Annotated in this window: 15 protein-coding genes; 7 read left to right on the top strand and 8 right to left on the bottom strand. The window is 48.9% G+C overall.

The features are described from left to right. Positions 1-196 precede the first annotated feature (196 nt). The gene (locus EZV61_RS03250) at positions 197-1,258 is read left to right on the top strand and encodes a PLP-dependent cysteine synthase family protein (protein ID WP_131414313.1); all 1,062 of its coding nucleotides are present in this window, start codon (positions 197-199) and stop codon (positions 1,256-1,258) included. A 121-nt stretch (positions 1,259-1,379) separates the two neighbouring features. Here EZV61_RS03250 and EZV61_RS03245 read toward each other — a convergent pair whose 3' ends face one another. Continuing rightward, entirely contained in the window at positions 1,380-2,141 is a 762-nt protein-coding gene (locus EZV61_RS03245) for an outer membrane protein OmpK (protein ID WP_114337271.1), read from the bottom strand. A 234-nt stretch (positions 2,142-2,375) separates the two neighbouring features. Here EZV61_RS03245 and EZV61_RS03240 point away from each other — a divergent pair, with 234 nt between their 5' ends. From EZV61_RS03240 to gltS, 3 genes are all read left to right on the top strand, one after another. Next, positions 2,376-3,677, top strand: a complete 1,302-nt coding sequence (locus tag EZV61_RS03240) for an O-antigen ligase family protein (protein ID WP_131414312.1) — start codon at positions 2,376-2,378, stop codon at positions 3,675-3,677. A 96-nt stretch (positions 3,678-3,773) separates the two neighbouring features. Further along, on the top strand, positions 3,774-4,838 hold the full coding sequence (locus EZV61_RS03235) for a patatin-like phospholipase family protein (protein ID WP_205695310.1): 1,065 nt from the start codon (positions 3,774-3,776) through the stop codon (positions 4,836-4,838). Between the two features lie 70 nt (positions 4,839-4,908). After that, positions 4,909-6,108, top strand: coding sequence for a sodium/glutamate symporter (gltS, locus tag EZV61_RS03230; RefSeq protein WP_131414310.1), 1,200 nt, complete (start codon positions 4,909-4,911; stop codon positions 6,106-6,108). Positions 6,109-6,183: 75 nt separating this feature from the next. Here gltS and EZV61_RS03225 read toward each other — a convergent pair whose 3' ends face one another. After that, positions 6,184-7,092, bottom strand: a complete 909-nt coding sequence (locus EZV61_RS03225; protein WP_205695308.1) for an ROK family protein — start codon at positions 7,090-7,092, stop codon at positions 6,184-6,186. A 287-nt stretch (positions 7,093-7,379) separates the two neighbouring features. On the opposite strand from EZV61_RS03225, the gene cspE reads away from it, so the two are divergent. After that, on the top strand, positions 7,380-7,586 hold the full coding sequence (gene cspE / locus EZV61_RS03220) for a transcription antiterminator/RNA stability regulator CspE (RefSeq protein WP_114337266.1): 207 nt from the start codon (positions 7,380-7,382) through the stop codon (positions 7,584-7,586). A gap of 85 nt (positions 7,587-7,671) precedes the next feature. Here the strand turns inward: cspE and EZV61_RS03215 are convergent, their stop codons facing one another. Continuing rightward, entirely contained in the window at positions 7,672-8,565 is an 894-nt protein-coding gene (locus EZV61_RS03215) for a LysR family transcriptional regulator (protein ID WP_114337265.1), read from the bottom strand. A gap of 95 nt (positions 8,566-8,660) precedes the next feature. Here EZV61_RS03215 and EZV61_RS03210 point away from each other — a divergent pair, with 95 nt between their 5' ends. Then, positions 8,661-9,101 (top strand): PACE efflux transporter, encoded by a 441-nt coding sequence (locus EZV61_RS03210; RefSeq protein WP_130566470.1) that lies wholly within the window; start codon positions 8,661-8,663, stop codon positions 9,099-9,101. A 43-nt stretch (positions 9,102-9,144) separates the two neighbouring features. Here EZV61_RS03210 and recJ read toward each other — a convergent pair whose 3' ends face one another. The 4 genes from recJ to EZV61_RS03190 all read right to left on the bottom strand — a co-directional run bounded on the left by recJ (position 9,145) and on the right by EZV61_RS03190 (position 13,185). Next, positions 9,145-10,878: a single-stranded-DNA-specific exonuclease RecJ gene (gene recJ / locus EZV61_RS03205; RefSeq protein ID WP_131414309.1), complete on the bottom strand. Its 1,734-nt coding sequence runs from the start codon at positions 10,876-10,878 to the stop codon at positions 9,145-9,147. Positions 10,879-10,887: 9 nt separating this feature from the next. Next, a complete protein-coding gene (gene dsbC / locus EZV61_RS03200; protein WP_130566468.1) occupies positions 10,888-11,640 on the bottom strand; it encodes a bifunctional protein-disulfide isomerase/oxidoreductase DsbC in 753 nt (250 codons plus the stop codon). Between the two features lie 167 nt (positions 11,641-11,807). Further along, positions 11,808-12,713: a site-specific tyrosine recombinase XerD gene (xerD, locus tag EZV61_RS03195; RefSeq protein ID WP_425455758.1), complete on the bottom strand. Its 906-nt coding sequence runs from the start codon at positions 12,711-12,713 to the stop codon at positions 11,808-11,810. Continuing rightward, positions 12,706-13,185: a methylated-DNA--[protein]-cysteine S-methyltransferase gene (locus EZV61_RS03190; protein ID WP_131414308.1), complete on the bottom strand. Its 480-nt coding sequence runs from the start codon at positions 13,183-13,185 to the stop codon at positions 12,706-12,708. Before EZV61_RS03190 ends, xerD begins: the two co-directional genes overlap by 8 nt. An 83-nt stretch (positions 13,186-13,268) precedes the next feature. On the opposite strand from EZV61_RS03190, the gene fldB reads away from it, so the two are divergent. After that, a complete protein-coding gene (fldB, locus tag EZV61_RS03185; protein ID WP_131414307.1) occupies positions 13,269-13,796 on the top strand; it encodes a flavodoxin FldB in 528 nt (175 codons plus the stop codon). Between the two features lie 85 nt (positions 13,797-13,881). Here the strand turns inward: fldB and brnQ are convergent, their stop codons facing one another. Further along, the gene (brnQ, locus tag EZV61_RS03180) at positions 13,882-15,207 is read right to left on the bottom strand and encodes a branched-chain amino acid transport system II carrier protein (protein WP_130566465.1); all 1,326 of its coding nucleotides are present in this window, start codon (positions 15,205-15,207) and stop codon (positions 13,882-13,884) included. Positions 15,208-15,209 lie beyond the last annotated feature (2 nt).

The raw sequence follows: 15,209 nt of genomic DNA, 5'->3' as shown, positions 1-15,209 counted from the left end.
GATTCTACCGGAACCGCAACCGAAGATACAGATATTTACCAGCGACATGCGGTTATTTGACAAGCAAAAACCACCGCTACAGCACTTCACAACTTGTTACACATACTGACAACAAAGATAAATAGAGATCATGGTATCCATAGCCACAAGCTTTTAGGCTAACTCAGTGTTCAGATAACAGACCGATGAAGTCCATATGCGCAACTCAAACCGCCTCTGGGAAAAGCAAGCGATCGCCCTGATTGAAGCGGATTTCAATCGCAGTGCCGATACCCATTTAATCAAACTCAATATTCCTAGCTGCCCAGAGATAGACCTCTACTTGAAGGATGAATCGACCCATCCAACTGGTAGTCTGAAACATCGGCTAGCCAGGTCACTGTTCCTCTATGGCATTTGCAACGGCTGGATCAAAGCCGAACGCCCGGTAATTGAAGCGTCCAGTGGCAGCACCGCCGTCTCAGAAGCCTATTTTGCCCGCATGCTTAATTTACCCTTCATCGCTGTCATGCCAGCATGCACCTCACAAGAAAAGATCGACAAAATTAGCTTCTATGGAGGTCGCTGTCACTTAGTAGAAAACGCCGGGGATATATCAGCGGAAGCGAGACGTTTGGCGCAGGAAACCGATGGCCATTTCATCGACCAATTTACCTATGCCGAACGTGCAACCGACTGGCGGGGGAATAACAATATCGCCGAAAGCATCTTTGCCCAGATGGCCGACGAACCTCACCCGATACCGCGCTGGTTAGTGATGAGTGCCGGAACCGGCGGTACCTCAGCCACATTGGGACGTCATGCGCGATACCATAAAACCGACACGCAGCTTTGTGTCGTTGATCCTGACTTTTCAGCCTTTTATCCCTTTTTTAACAGTGGTGATTGCGGCATTAATACAGGTAAAGGCTCACGTATAGAGGGGATTGGTCGCCCAACCGTAGAGCCCTCTTTTATGCCTGATGTCATCGACCGTATGATCCAGGTACCAGATGCCGCCAGCATCGCTGCGATAAGACTGTTAGAGCAGGAGCTTGGCCGAAAATGCGGCGGTTCTACCGGAACCAATCTATACGGCAGCTTACGACTCGCATCCGAGATGAAAGCACGGAATGAAACCGGCTCTATTGTGACATTGATTTGTGACAGTGGTGAACGCTACCTCAATACCTATTACGACGATATTTGGTGTCAGCAACAGCAACTAGATATCTCCGGCTACAAAAATGAATTAACGCAGCTATGGTTTGGTAAGTAATGGGTTGTTGCGACGTTATGCAGAACAAGAGCAGAGGTTTATTAGTGAGGGAGATAGCTCGTACATCCTGTACATAAAAGGCGCCAAAAGGCGCCTTTTATGCTTGAAATAATCAGCTTACTTAAAAGTGATATTTCACGATAGCCGAGACAGCATCTTCCTGGTCGACATCAAATGGTACATCATCGCTGATGCCGTATTTGTTGCTCCAGTAGTCGTATTCAATACCGACATAAAGCTGACCTTTGCTTTCCGCACCCCAAAGACTCATGCCTAAGTCATACTTGATCTGCGGGTTGATATGCAGGTTTTCTTCGTAGTTGCTGTTATCTGATTTGAATACCCAATCGATATAGCCATCAACAACTAACTCTGATTGACCTACTTCGAATGTCGCCTTCCATACTGGCGTTAACTGCCAGCCTTCGCTGTCATTGTTGTTAGGGTCACGCTTGTAGAGGTTCAATTGGAAAAAATCGAAACCTGGCAGCGCCAGATCAACCGCAGGACCATAAAGCACACTTTCTACATTGCCCTTACCAAATTCGTAAGTAAATGTAGCGAGCACATCTTGAACAATGCCAAACGAAAGATCTTTATCAAAAATCTTGCCGGCACTGAAACGTGGGGAGATTTCACCATACTGGCCGTCATTTAGCGGGCTGTCGTGATAGGTGATGTAGTCAAAGAACATGAAAAAATCACCATACTTGTGGCCATTCACATGCTCAAATGTCACGGTTGTCTGATCTTCAGAATCAACTTCGAAGTTCGTTCCGTGAAGCAGTGTCAAACTGGTATCAGACCAGAAGAAAAAATCTTCAGCGCTGGCTGGTGCGGCAAACACCAAAGCTGCACCACACAAAGCGGCTTTGTAGTTCATAGGGGGCCCTTAAAAAAGATGTTGGTTTATAGCTAAGCTATGCGGGCGCGGATTCTACAGACAGAGCCCCTAGTCAGCCAGTGAAACTCGTCAATAGACTGATCTAAATTAAACCACAAGGTTAAATAACAACCAGCGATTATAACAATAGTGACCACTTACTGTTACATTACCCATCGAATTTTTAATGATGTACCGATACTATGAACTCGTCACAACAGTAGGAAATTCATTTTGATTTTATCTCGATACAGTTATTGCACACTGCTGTTATTACCTTTTATCGCGTTGATGCCAGACCGAAACGGAACCAGCCTAACGCTACTACTCATCGCTGCAGGCTTCCTAGCATGGGCACAACAAAAAGCACCAAGTCTCCCAACAGGGCCATTGCGGGTGGTCTCATCCATCTTTCTCGCTTATGCCATATTATTAGGCATTAATATACTGATGGTGGCTGATGCAGCCCCAATTCAAACCCTACATCAATCGCTGCGTGCGGGCACCTATTTAGCCCCAGTGGCAGCAGTCGCCACCGTATTGGCATTGGCCAATATAAAACTCTCATGGGGAGCCGCCAGCTTGGCATTTCCTGCTGCCGCAATAATCTCCGGCCTGATGGCACTTATTCAGCGGCTGATTTTTGATTTGCACCGAGCTGAAGGGTTTACCAATGCCATATTGTTCTCAGATATCTGTGTCATCCTGGTGGCAATGACCATTGCAACAGCACCACTGTGGCCAGTGACATCGAAACAACGCAGAGCCCTGACTTGGGGGGCATCGATTCTTGGGTTGGCAGCGGTGATCATGTCAGGCTCCCGCGGCAGTTGGCTAGCAATCCCCATACTGGGGTGGATCCTAATTCACGGTTATATGGCAAAACGGCCAAGGTTGTATTGGCGTAGCTTAGGTCTATTAGCCTTAAGCGTCCCCGTCAGTTTCATATTCCCCATGGTACGTGCGCGGGTCGACTTAGCGATCGGTGAGATCTCTAGATACATCATCGAAGGCCATATCCATTCTTCCGTTGGCGCCAGACTTGAAATATGGCGAATATCTCTGTTTGAAATGTTTCCTACTAACCCTTGGCTCGGTGTCGGTATTCACCAGTTCAAACCTGCGCTTAACGCGCTGGCAGAGAAAGGCTCCATTGATCCGACTTTTGTCTGGATAAGTCACCCACACAATGAATGGCTCTATGTGTTAGTGGAACAAGGTTTGGTGGGACTGTTCGGTTTACTAGCCGTCTACGTTGGTTGCTATTGGGCTATCTCTCGCAGCCTAAACAGCGAGCCCAGACACAAGCCGCTTCAATTAGCTAACTATTGCTTGTTTGCAGGATTTTTAGTGTTTGGTTTAACAGATATTATGACTGGCAATTTAATCACTGCCATGTTTTTCTTCGGAATGATTGCTTGGTTGGCACTAATGAGTCAAAGCCTTAGGCTGCAGCCACAAGAGGGAAAGTCACGAGAGACCAAAACGCAACAAAACACACGAACATTTAACGAGCAATTGCAAACATCTACCTAACAGCGCTTAAAGTAATATTCGCAGTATTATTGTGAACATTCTTAATACCTATTAGAACGTTCATCAAGGTGTAAGGAAGCAAAAGGAAACCACATATTGGCAACTGCGCTAAGGGTTTTGGCTGGCAAAAAAGCCCGCCAACATATTACGCAAAATGGCTTGTCTCCCGATGATATAACGGTGCTAGTAGGAGCCAGCGGCGGCCCTAAGTGGTTCGTGCTTGCGCCGCTAGATTGCTACTTAGGCGGGGAGTATTTTCGCGACAGAAAAACGCCCCTGCATCTATTAGGCTCCAGCGCTGGCGCTTTTCGCTTCAGCTGTTTGGCACAAAATGATGCCCCAGCGGTGACACGGCGTTTTCTTGAGGGGTATACCCAACTCACCTACCCCAAAAATGCCACCACCAACCAGATCACAGAAATCAGCCAACAACTGTTAGCCCACGTTTTCACTGAAAACAGCATCGAACAGATACTGAACCACCCCACCATGCGTCTTAATGTCATCGCTGCTCGAGCCAAACATATTAATAGCAGCGAACGAAAGGCATTGCAGATGATAGGTCTGGGCCTGACAGCCAGTGCGAATGCCGTTCACCGTCGCTTACTAGGTGGCTTTTTTGAACGCACCATATTTCACCACCCCAAGGATAAGGCAGACTTTCTCTCTGTCAGGGATCTGCCGACACAAACCGTCGCACTCAATCAAAGCAACTTGATTGATGCTGTCATGGCCAGCGGCTCAATACCCATGATAATGGAAGGAATAAAAAACATTGCCGGTGCACGGCCTGGCAACTATCGCGACGGTGGTATCACCGATTACCACTTTGACCTGCCGTTTTGTCACGACGGTATCGTCCTGTATCCACACTTTTCTAGTAAAACCATTCCAGGTTGGTTCGACAAAGGGTTACGTTGGCGAAAGCCTAATCCAGCGCACTATGACAATGTCATTATGTTGGTACCCAGTGAACAATTTATTGCCAAGTTACCCAACAGAAAAATTCCAGATAGAAAAGACTTCTCGACTATGGATGATCATACGCGGCTGAAAGCTTGGCGAATGGCGATTGCAGAAAGTGAACGGCTCAGCGACGAGTTTGGCAACCTCATCGCCAATCCTGCAGCCTTATTGGCGGCATTAGAGCCGCTGAACTAAATTGATTTAGGGAACGTTTTTAATTAGTTACTATCGAAATACCGTATTACAGGCTCAAGGAACGCTTTAGATGACTGAAATTACCGTCCACGGTTTTGTCTCCTTTACCCTTGCCATCATTTTACTGTTCATCGGTAAAGTGGCATTGATGAAATCACCCACCTTACGAAAGTTTAGTATTCCAGAGCCCGTCATTGGTGGTTTCCTCTGTGCTATGGGGGTGGGATTACTCTACTTTATCTTCGACTGGCAAATTAGCTTTAAGCTTGATGTACGTGACTGGCTGTTACTCTATTTCTTTGCCGGTATCGGCTTAAAATCAGATATCAAAACATTGATATCCGGTGGCAAACCTTTGGTCATTCTCACCGTATTGGCGACCACTTTTATCTTTTTGCAAAACATTGTCGGGGTCAGTATCGCTGACCTTTTCGGCATGGATCCTAAATCGGGTCTGATGGCCGGCTCTATCTCATTAATCGGAGGGGTCGGTACCGCCATCGCTTGGACTCCCACCTTTGTTGAAGAACTGGGTATCACCAACGCATCTGAAATTGGTATCGCTGCGAATACTATTGGCCTTATTAGCGCCTGCTGTATTGGTGGGCCAATCGCTGGCTATTTAATTAAAAGAAACCAACTAAAAACCGGTGATCACGGCACGCTAGATATTGGTGTGACCCACGATGCTAGCCATACCAGTGTCGATTACTACGGCATTTTATGGGCCTGGCTATGGCTCAACATCGCCCTGATTATTGGCCATTTCCTCGATATGGGATTAACCGAAATAGGCATCAGCCTGCCTAAGTTCGTGAGCTGCCTAGTGGCCGGTATCGTCATCAGAAACGTCTTTTCCCCTATGTTCCCTAAATTGCGCTGGCCAGGGCAGGAGCAAGGTTTGTCACTGATCTCTGATATTTGTCTGGGCATGTTCCTGACGATGGCTCTGATGTCACTGCAACTATGGGAACTGAAAGGCGCACTGCTGTTCCTTTCTACCGTCATGACTGCACAGATCCTGATGTCAGTGCTCTTCACCGTTTGGGTAGTGTTCAGGCTAATGGGCAAAGATTACGAAGCCAGTGTGATCTGTTCAGGCTTCGGCGGCATCACGCTAGGTTCAACCGCCACGGCAATCGTCAACATGACCGCCGTCAGCCAACAACATGGTGCTGCTCACCGCGCGTTTATTGTGGTTCCGCTGGTGTGTGGTTTCTTTATCGACATTATTAACGCCATCATTATTAACTTTTTTGTCGGGTTCTAACCTCGACACCACCAATAAAGAAGCCCGATGGCAACATCGGGCTTCGCTTTGTTCCTTTCAAAGCAACCTTGCAGCTTAAGGCCAAAGCCAAGCAGCTCCGCGCACGCCACTGGAATCACCATGCCGGTTTTTAACTATCGGCGTTGAACACTCGCCACCAAAAACATAGTCCCCTAGGCTGTCAGGTATCAGGTCATATAAACGATCAATATTCGACACTCCGCCACCCAAAACTATCACCTGTGGGTCAAGCAGGTTGATAACATGAGCCAGCCCTTTACAGAGATCCAAAACGTAACGCTTAAATACTGAGTCCGCAGCTGGGTCACTGTTCAAAGCCATCGCCAGTTCTTTAGCAGAAAGCTGACGGCCTGTTTCACGAAAACAGCGAGCAGCCAACGCTGGGCCACTTAAGAACTGTTCGATACAACCCTGCTGACCACAATAACAACGACCCACTGCAGTCCGTTGGGCATCATCTATCCAAGGCATAGGATTGTGCCCCCATTCACCTGCCACACCGTTAGGTGATGGCAGTAGACGCCCGTGCACAGACACACCAGCACCGACCCCAGTCCCCAAAATCACGCCAAACACACTGTCATAATCGGCGCCCGCACCGTCGCCAGCTTCAGAGCTAACAAAGCAATCTGCGTCGTTGGCCACACGGATCTCACGGCTGAGTTGCTGTGCTAGGTCTTCCCTGAGGGGCTGACCTATCAAACAAGTTGAATTGGCATTTTTTACCCTGCCAGTGACCTCTGAAATCGTACCAGGGATACCAACACCAACGGTTCCCTGCTGGCCCAATACAGATTCAGCCTCCAGTACTAGCTGCTTGATCCCTGACAACGTGGCGTAATAGTCGCCTTTAACGGTCATCATCCGCTGACGATACAACTCAACGCCATTACTATCCAAAGCGATAATTTCAGTTTTAGTACCACCTAGATCGATACCTAAACGCAATGCTGACCCATTCATTGATGCCTTAATGACCACAGAGAACTGATTGAAAGAGCTTAATTTAGCGCAAGAACATCCATCAAGCTCAATTTGCACATTTTTTACCCATCCATTTGTTGACAAGGTCAGGGATTGCTTTAGTATCGACTTTGCGCTCGGATGCGCGGTTACATTATTTGTTACGTTACGATGCTATGTCTGTAGACTCTGTCCTGACCCAGTCGTCTTGTGTTCAAATTAGTGAACTTCGCAAACAAGCGGTAAGCCAAATTTGGCACTGTTAATTAATGTTCTAGGAAAGATTTATGTCTACTGTTACTGGCACTGTAAAATGGTTCAACTCTGACAAGGGTTTCGGTTTCATCCAGCAGGAAAATGGCCCTGACGTGTTTGTTCACTTCCGTGCTATCACTGGCGCTGGCTTCAAGACTCTTGAAGAAGGCCAGAAAGTTGAGTTCACTGTAACTCAAGGTCAGAAGGGTCCACAGGCCGAAAACGTAACTGTTGTCTAATTTCAGCCTAACCGCTGAGTATTAGAGAAATTAAGCCGGTGAGCAATTTGCTACCGGCTTTTTATTTGCCTGTCATTTACCCTACTCAATGAATCACCCCCGCTAATTTTCCCATCAACCACTTCAGCACCTCGTCACGCTGCAGATCAAAACGCCAAATAAGATCCGTCGCTTGCTCCCACACAGGGGCCTCCATTGTGGTATGCAATATTTTTAGCTTTCCCTGAGCCAAGGCTGCCCGCGCAGCATATTCCGGTACGCTCGTCCATCCCACGCCCATTTTGGCCAGTTCCACGGCACTCCAAATGTTACCCGCATGCCAGCAGGAGGGTGATAACTGCCAATGACTTGCTTGCTGCCGCCTGACACTCACCAGCACCTGCCGATAGCGACTTAACGTGGATACTTCAATTGCTGATAGCCCGACTAACGGATGCTCAGGATCTGCGACACAAACCATCTGCGTCATACCGTGGCGCGCAAAAGCGAGATCATCATAAACCTGGGACATCTGCACTGTCAGTCCAACCTGCGCCTCACCGTTTCTCACCATGGCCGCCACCTCTTCCAGCACCGGATGAACCAAATCCACCGAAAGCGTAGGAAAACGCTGCGACAAATGCAGCATGGTTTTGTCAAAACTTCCGTCCAACGCCATCTCGTCAGCAGCGATCACCAATCGTGTCCGTTGTTTCGCTTGCAACGATGCCGCTATCCCGGAAAGGTGATCCGCTCGTAACAATAGAAAACGCGCTTCATCAAGGATCGCCCGTCCAGCAGCCGTTAACTGCGGATAACGGCCGCTGCGCTCAAACAACACCACATTGAGATCCAGTTCCAGATTTTGTATCTGATGACTGATCGCGGACTGCGCTCGACCTAGCTTTCTCGCCGCCGCAGAGAAGGAGCCGCTGTCTACCGCTGCGATCAACACCCGCAGCTGCTCCAGGGTGTAGTGACCTGCCAGTTTACTCATCATCCCCGCTCAATGTATCTAATTTATAGATACATTGTAACTTTGATACAGCTGGCTATCGAATACTATCTACCCATTATCGACATCCAGAGATGAAAATGAGAGCACGCAACGATAGGATCCGTCATAGCATCGGTTACCAATTGGGATCACTAGGTGTATTGATGCCACTAATCAGTTGGCTAACAGGCCACCCGATGCTCAAACTAGGAGTTTTGGCACTCTGCTTTGCATCTTTGTGTGCCTGTTGGAACTATCTTTTTAGCGGCTGGTTTGATCGTGTTATCTACCGACGTTATGGCCGCACAGATAAACGTTTCATCGAACGTTGCCTTCACGCCTGTGGTATCGAGATGGGTATTCTTTGGCTGACAACGCCACTCATCGCCTGGTGGCTAAAGCTATCTCTGCTGGATGCGCTGATGATGGATATCGGACTCGTAGTACTCTATCTGGTGTACACGCTTGCTTATAATTGGCTATACGATCTGCTGTTTCCAGTACACGGCCATCTCGCTATCCCTTATGAAGTGAAATAGGATCAGGGAAAATACGCGGTAGAAAGTAGCGTTGCGCGAGGGATCAGCCAGCGATCCCTTGCAAATACTGCACAACAAACTGCAGTGTCACATTGCCACGAAACTCATTAGCATCCAACTGATAGGCAACATGTACTTTGCGGATCGAGGGATCGGGCCAAGTTTCAGTATCAACATTAAAAGCGATAGCATCGATGGCAGTAACACCATTGTCAGGCGACAACACCATTTTCAGGTGGCGCTGACCAACAATGCGCTGCTGCAACAACCAAAACTCCCCATCAAATACCGGTGCAGGAAATGCTTGTCCCCAAGGACCCGCATCCCGCAGTTGATACGCGGTATCCAAGGTCAGCTCTGATAGCGAAAGTTCACCATCACTGAGTACCACGTTACTTAAGTCACTCGGTGTGAGCGTTGCTGCAACTGTTTGCTCAAAAACCTGCTGAAAGCGGGCATAGTTATCAGCGTGGATACTCAAGCCTGCCGCCATGGCGTGACCACCGAACTTAATAATCAACGCTGGATGCTGACTGTCGATCTGCTCCAACAGATCGCGCATATGCAAACCAGAGATAGAACGCGCAGACCCCTTTAACTCACCATTTCCAGCATCGGCAAATGCCAGTACCGGACGATAGAAACGCTCCTTAATACGGGAAGCGAGAATCCCTATCACGCCTTGGTGCCAGTCTGGTTGAAACAGACATAAGCCTAACGGCAGATCCGCTTCATCGACATCCAATGCCGACAGAGCCGCCAGCGCTTCCTGCTCCATTCCCTGCTCGATCTCTCGACGAGAACGGTTAAGCGTATCCAACTCCTCGGCCATCTGTTTAGCCTGCTGGAAATCATCACAAAGCAAACAGTTAATACCAAGAGAGATATCATCCAGCCGTCCGGCTGCATTGAGGCGCGGCCCTAAAGCAAAACCCAGATCAGATGCCGTCATCTCCCGCTGTTTACGCTGAGAGAGATCAATCAACGCCTGGATCCCTGGACGACATCGACCGCTGCGGATCCGCTGCAAGCCTTGATGCACCAAAATACGGTTGTTCTGATCCAGCGGCACCACATCAGCGACGGTACCTAAAGCAACAATATCCAACCAATCAGCCAGATTGGGCTCAGCTAACTGCTGCTGGGCAAACCATCCTCGCTGGCGCAACTCTGTGCGTAAGGCTGACAGCAGATAAAACGCCACACCGACGCCCGCTAACGATTTACTCGGAAACTCACAGCCAGGCTGATTGGGATTCACAATGGCATCCGCAGCAGGCAGTTGTTCACCAGGCAAATGGTGGTCGGTAATCAGTACCTGCATACCTAACTGCTTAGCTTTCGCCACCCCTTGAATGCTCGAGATACCATTATCAACAGTGATCAGTAACTCTGCCCCTTGTTGATGGGCAACATCAGCGATCTCAGGACTCAACCCATAACCATAATCAAAACGATTGGGCACCAGGAAGTCGACAAACTTTGCGCCCATAGCACGCAGCGCCAAGACACAAAGAGCGCTCGACGTCGCACCGTCAGCATCAAAATCTCCAACAATTAACAGCCGCTTCTGCGCATTCAGTGCATCGGCAAGCAACACCACTGCCGGTTGCATGCCTTTCAGCTCGGTTGGTCGAGCCAGGTGGGAGGTTTGTCGTTCGAGCTGCGGCGCGGCAGTAATACCACGGCTAGCGTAGATACGTTGCAGAAGAGGCGGTAATCCAGCAATAACAGCATCAGCCGCTGGCAGCGGCCGACGCTCTATGGTCATAGACATCTAAAAATATTATTGCTGTTCAAGCGTAGCAAGCAGCTGACGTGGCGGCAGATAACCGCCCAACATCTCACCGTTCGGACGAATAATCGCTGGCGTTCCGCGCACGCCGAACACGCCACCCAGTTTATAATGTTGCGCAACTGGGTTATCACATTTAGCTTTCTTCAGAGCCTTACCTGATTTGGCATTGGTCATCGCCTGCGCTGGATTGTCAGCACACCATACAGAGGCAATCGTATCACCACTTGGAGAGTTCGGACCCGAACGAGGGTAAGCCAAGTAACGTACGGTAATACCCAGATCATTGTACTCTTCCATCTGGCTATGCAGCTTGCGACAATAACCACAATCAATATCAGTAAAGATAGTCACCACATATTTTTCATTCTTTGCCGGGTAACTGATCATACTATCTTCTACAGCAGCTAAGCGCTTCAACCGTTCTCCGGCCATCGCCGACTCAGTCAAATCTTTTGGCTGCCCATCAATGTTGTACACTTTCCCTTGGATCAGCAAAGCGCCATCAGAACTGATATAGAACACGCCAGCATCGGTCAGCGCCTGATAAAAGCCTTGGATCGGCGATGGCGTTAACGTAATCACTTCCGTATTCAGTAACGCATTCAACTTATCCGCAAGCACCTGCTGCTCAGGATCAAACTTTGCTGTCGATTCCGACGCAGTTGATACCACGAAATACGCCGACGTCAATAACGCTGCGCTCACCAACAGCAACCACTTAAATATCTTCTTACCAGTCATCAAAAAAACCTGCTTCAATGGGATACCTATTAGACCCCGTTCACCGAGAAAAATTACATATCGAAGTGGGTATTTACAAACCACTTGGGTAATTGCCAAAAGCCACTTCTCAGAAAATAGCTAGCCCGCAGTTTACCTCCGCTGCTAGCCACTGACCAGCAGCGATTTTACGCTCTGGGGTGGTGCTCACTATGCAACGACTTTAAGCGCTCTCGTGCAACCTGGGTATAGATCTGTGTTGTTGATAAATCACTGTGACCCAACAACATCTGCACTACACGCAGATCGGCACCATGATTTAACAGGTGCGTAGCAAAAGCGTGACGCAGCGTATGAGGTGATAAGTCGGTGTTTATCCCAGCCATCTGCGCATATTTCTTAATCCGGTGCCAAAAGGTTTGCCGGGTCATCGGTTGGCCATAGCGTCCGGGGAAAATCACATCGCTCTCTTGATGTGGCCCCAACAGCTCTCGTCGCCCATTTGCGAGGTACTTTTGGAGCCAATCCAACGCAACTTCACCTAGCGGCACCAAGCGCTCTTTATTGCCTTTACCACTGACCCGCACCAATCCCTGCCGCAGTGAAACTTCCGATAGGCGCAAGTTAACCAACTCAGACACGCGTAAACCAGAAGCATAGAGCACCTCTAACATCGCTCTATCACGCCAACCAATCGCCTCAGATAACAACGGCGCTTGCAACAAGTTATCGACATCCGTTTCACTGAGCGTTTTCGGCAAACCAGCAGGCAAACGCGGCCCCTCTAATAGCGCGGTCGGATCCAGATCGGTCCATTCATGGCGACGAGCAAATTTATAGAAGTGACGCAACGTACTGAGCAGCCGGGCATTACTGCGAGCGCTCAGCCCTTTTTCCAATCGACTACCCAGGTACTGCTGCAGATGCAGATGATCTAACACAAATGGCGTGAGCTCCTGCCCTTGCAGCCAACTGAAAAAGTGATTCAGGTCGGTTTGATAGGCCGCAATGGTGTGCTTACTCAATCCCTTTTCTAACAACAAATATTCCCGGAACCGCCGAATATATTTATCGCACTCTAGGTTATCATTCACTGCTAACCGCTCCCTCATGGCACAACAGCCAACGTTTAATCTCCAGCATAGGTCCTTGTCTTGCGCCAGAAAAGCCGCCCAAGCTGCCGCTGGCAACGACGCGATGACAAGGCACAACCCACGGTAACGGATTACGCCGACACGCGCCCCCCACTGCGCGCGCGGCACTGCCCAGTGCCGCCGCCATCTCACCATAGGTTTGCACTTCTCCAACCGGAATGGCTAACAGCTGCTGCCATACCCTGGATTGAAACTCGGTGCCTTGCGGCAGTAACGGCAAATCAAAGCGAAAAGCAGGCTCCTTGAGGTACGCCGCTAACTGACGCTTAACCTCACGGGTCAATGCACTTGGAGCACCTAGCGCTGAGCTTTCAGGCAGGTAGATCAGTTTCTCTAACTCACCACCGTTATCAAAGATGGCGACGCGACCAAAGGGGGCATCAAAATAACCGGAAGGCAGAGGCTCTAACATGGATACCGCTATGTGCAGGGGAAAGGGATTTGATACCATTGAGTGATAGTCTGGGTAAAGCGTTAGTTTAAAGAAGTGATGTGATGAAAATAGGTTTGTTTTTTGGCTCCAGCACTTGCTACACCGAAATGGCGGCAGAAAAGATCCGCGATCAACTGGGTCATGATCTCGTCGATCTCCACAATATCAAAGAGGTGTCTTTAGCTAAGACTGCCGACTATGAGATGTTAATCTTCGGCATCAGCACCTGGGACTATGGTGAACTGCAAGAGGATTGGGAGTCGCACTGGTCAGACATTGATGACCTCTCATTGAACGGAAAGATAGTGGCTATCTTTGGCATGGGAGATCAGGAGGGCTATGGTGAATGGTTCTTAGATGCGATGGGCATGTTGCACGACGCCATTGCACCGCAAGCTCCAGAGATACTAGGTTACTGGCCAAATGATGATAGTTATCAGTTTACTGGCTCGAAAGCGTTAACCCAAGATGGCAAATTTTTTGTCGGCTTAGCACTCGACGATGAAACCCAATATGAGCTCAGTGACAACCGTATAGCGACCTGGTGCGATCAGTTGCTCAACGAACTGAATGCTCTCAGCGCAGAGTGAGATCTCATTGGCTCATTTAGGCCGTCAATAAAAAAGCCGCTTCCAATGGCAAGCGGCTTTTTTAATGCAAAACAACTTCATCTCATCAAGAATTAGTCACCGCAGCTTTAGGCATCATAAACGAGCCAACCAACACCACGGTCACCGGCAACAACCAAGCAAGGCCATAACTAAACAGAGGCAGGGCTTGAGCAAATGCCAGCCCTTCATCTTCAACCAATCCAGTCACCTTTATCGCATCCAGCAGAGCCATCAATAGCGCAATAGACAGCACGGCATAGAATGCCAACTTCGGATTGGGCAACTTATCGACCAGTAGATTGAGGATAACCAAGGCAATCGCCACAGGGTAAAGCGCAAACAGCACAGGTACAGAAACGGCAATCAACTGAGTCAGACCCACATTTGCCACGATGGCACACAACACGGCGATGATAATAACCCAGCCTTGATAACTGACTTTTTGCCAAAGACGATTGAAGTAATCAGCGCATGCACTGATCAGCCCAACGGCAGTGGTTAAGCAAGCCAGCGTCACAACGGCGGCCAAAATCAGCTTACCAGGCCCCCCGAACATCGCCTGCACATAACGTGCAAACACCTCGCCACCATTGGCTGCATTGGGCGCGACATCATTGCTGGTTACACCCAAATAGAACAATGACATATAAACAAAAGCTAAGCCGCTAGCAGCAATAATGCTAGCAAATATCAGGTAGCGAGTTTGCAACTTCACATCGCTGATCTCTTTCTTGCGCAGTACGTCAACGATCAGCATGCCAAACATCAAGGCACCAAAGGTGTCCATGGTGTTATAACCTTCAAGAAAGCCTTTAGTGAACGGTTGGCTGACGTAATCACCTACTGGTGCGACGGCATCTCCCAATGGGTTCATCAATACAGTGACCGATAACACCAATAGCAAAAGGATCAAAACAGGCGTGAGGATCTTACCGATATAGTCGATCAGATTCCCCCTATGCAGAGCCAAAGAAGCAGCCACAATGAAAAAACCAATAGAATAGGTCAGCAACACCCAAGCTTGTGGCTCTGCTGAAGATAAGAATGGCTTAAAACCCATTTCAAAAGCCACAAGGCTGGTGCGGGGCGTAGCGAAGGCGGGGCCAATAACAATGAAAATAGCCAAGGTGATGGCAATCCCCACCCCCTTAGGTAACAGGCGGGTCATGCGGGGCAACCCACCACCGGCTTTTGCACAGGCCAACAAAGTCAGCAACGGTAACCCCACTGCGGTAAACAGAAAGCCCGCCATCGCTGGCACAAACTCCGTACCCGCTTGCTGCCCTGCTAACGGTGGAAAAATAATATTTCCCGCCCCCAAGAAGAAAGCAAAGGTCATAAAACCTAAAGCAAATATATCAGTGGTAGATAGCTGTTTAGTCTCTGACATTT

This window comes from Corallincola luteus (assembly GCF_004336975.1).
Classification (GTDB): Bacteria; Pseudomonadota; Gammaproteobacteria; order Enterobacterales; family Neiellaceae; genus Corallincola; species Corallincola holothuriorum.
The sequence above is the reverse complement of the archived record's forward strand: the minus strand, read 5'-3'. Positions and strand labels throughout refer to the sequence as shown.